This window comes from Citrobacter sp. Igbk 16, from assembly GCF_028069755.1.
Lineage (GTDB): Bacteria > Pseudomonadota > Gammaproteobacteria > Enterobacterales > Enterobacteriaceae > Citrobacter.
The window spans coordinates 1-2,299 of the sequence record NZ_JANEWJ010000066.1 but is presented as its reverse complement, the minus strand read 5'-3'; the positions used below and the strand labels follow the sequence as shown (position 1 = coordinate 2,299).

2 protein-coding genes are annotated in these 2,299 nt (G+C 36.7%); both read left to right on the top strand.

The window, feature by feature from the left end:
* The coding region (locus tag NNO03_RS22360; protein ID WP_271450603.1) for a hypothetical protein at positions 1-1,562 on the top strand (1,562 nt) is incomplete at its 5' end.
* A 319-nt stretch (positions 1,563-1,881) separates the two neighbouring features.
* Positions 1,882-2,299 (top strand): hypothetical protein (locus NNO03_RS22355; protein ID WP_271450602.1); only part of this gene is annotated, 418 nt, incomplete at its 3' end.

Genomic DNA, 2,299 nt, shown 5'->3' with positions numbered 1-2,299 from the left:
TTCTTATGAATGACAAAGATCTAGGAAAGGTTACTAGTGAGCGTATTACACGTAAACACCTAATTGTGAATGCCGATGTAAAGGGCACTAAAGAGGTTCAAGATTTTTATAAGTCCGGGTTGATGGGTGATTATGATGTTATCATTGGCACTAACTCAATAGTTGAAGGTTTGTCTATTGAAGATGAACTACATGATGTTGATGTAATTATTTGGGGCAATCAATCACCAGAACGTATTGAACAATTCTGTAACCGTTTCCGCAAGGTCAGTAACTCAAAAAATGTATGGTATTTCGTTGATAGGAAGCCCGTAGACGTTATTGATGAGTATAACCGTGCAGATATCATTACCGATACTAAAATGGCTTGTGAAGCGTTACAGGGCGTTTATGAGGCTATGACGACTGACGTATTACGCCGTTCTTTCATCCAGCAGTTTAGCGGTGATTTGAGTCGTGATCTAATGTATTTCCATGCAGGTGAATTTCACTCTTCATTTACCGCTATTGATTATGAATATTCACAATACAGAACTAAACAGAGTAATAATGATTTTGGTCTATTTGCATCAAAGATGAAAGGTTTTAGTTTTGAAGTCACATATCCAATAATGGTTGATGGTGATGAAAAAACAGCAGAACAGATCAAAGATGAAAAGGGTGCAGTGAAGAAAGTGCGTAAACAAGAACGCAAGGATACTATCACCAAACTAATTAGTGATATTGAAAATAATAGTGTATTGTTGGATGAAGATTCCAGTGATCTTTACAATACAACACATGAAAGTATTCAAAAACTAATTGCCAAAGGTATGGATAAAAAACAAGTCACAATGGCTCTAGAGCAGTTTATAGATAATGAAAGTTTCTTTGCTGATGCACATAAAGATGCTGATTATTTTGAAACGGGTAATACAGTCCGTGAAATGCTTCTAGATGAAATTGAAGGTAAGAATGTTCTTACAGTTGGTGAGATTGTGGATGTAGCGAACAAAGTAGCTTGTAAGGTTCTACAAGATTACTTCAATGGTGATGTGAATCGTATGGTTGAAAGTCGCTCTTGGGGTGGTTTAGTTGATAAGTGTCCACCTTACAATACTAATGATCTATATAAACAGATTTCTAAGGTGGACAGCAAGTCACCCAAGGCAGCAAAAAAGATCCTAGAGAAATTTATAGCTCTAGATAAGTCAGAACGTAAACGCATAAACGGTGTTCGCCAAAGTGTATCACCAATCAAACATCGCTCACTTACTGGATTAACTTTCACGAAAATTGATTTTTCATCGGTTATTGGTGGTAAGTGTCCACCTTACAATACTAATGATCTATATAAACAGATTTCTAAGGTGGACAGTCCACAGCAAAAATCTTTCGTTGAGATGGTCGAAGAGGCATACCAAGTGGTGCAGGCGTTGGATGTATACGAACGTGCAGCATACGCCACCAGCCTAATGAAACAAGACGAAATGAGTGAAGAAGATAAAGCAACATACATTGCATGTTCTAAGTTTGCAAAATTCAAAAAACAAACAGCACAACAGATCATTGAATCACTATAAACAACATAGGCTACTCATCGTGAGTAGCCTAAAATAAGGAATATAAAAAAAATGAATCACTATTTTGAAAAACTAAAAGAACAAAACGATCTAAGCGTAGACAATGGCGTATCTGTAGAACCCCAGTACCCAATAGTAGATGGTATTGTATGGCCTCCACGCAGTCTAGAAGATGTAAAATCAAATTGTAGTATCTGGTGTGAATTCGGATTCTTCGACCCAGAGGAACTACCAACGGTCAATACACAACAGAAACAACAACACAAAACATTAGATACTTCTAATATCCAATCAATTCTAAAATCAATCAGGAACTAAAATGAAAACACTAATACAATATTACTACTTTCTCCTAACCACTGATGAATTCGAACACATGAACGTATCCATCGGAGGGGTAAAAGAACTTCGCAGATTTGATGTATACAAAGGTGAACCCCTAGCGGTTCATCTAGGAGAAAAACCAATAGAAATCAGATTCGATAGCCCATCCAAAGCAAGGAAAGGCAAAGAATACTCAATATTAGTAGTGAGTGAAAAAGGTATAGAATACTACAAATCAAATAGCGGCTATGTATCATATAGACGTGATGAAGGGTTACACAAATGGAGAACCCAAGACAGTAAAACGGGTACTGGATCAATCCTAAACACCACTACAGAAGAAGAACGCTTTCAAGATATGACTAATGAAAACATCTATGGAAGAATTCACGATATACAACAATACCTACTAG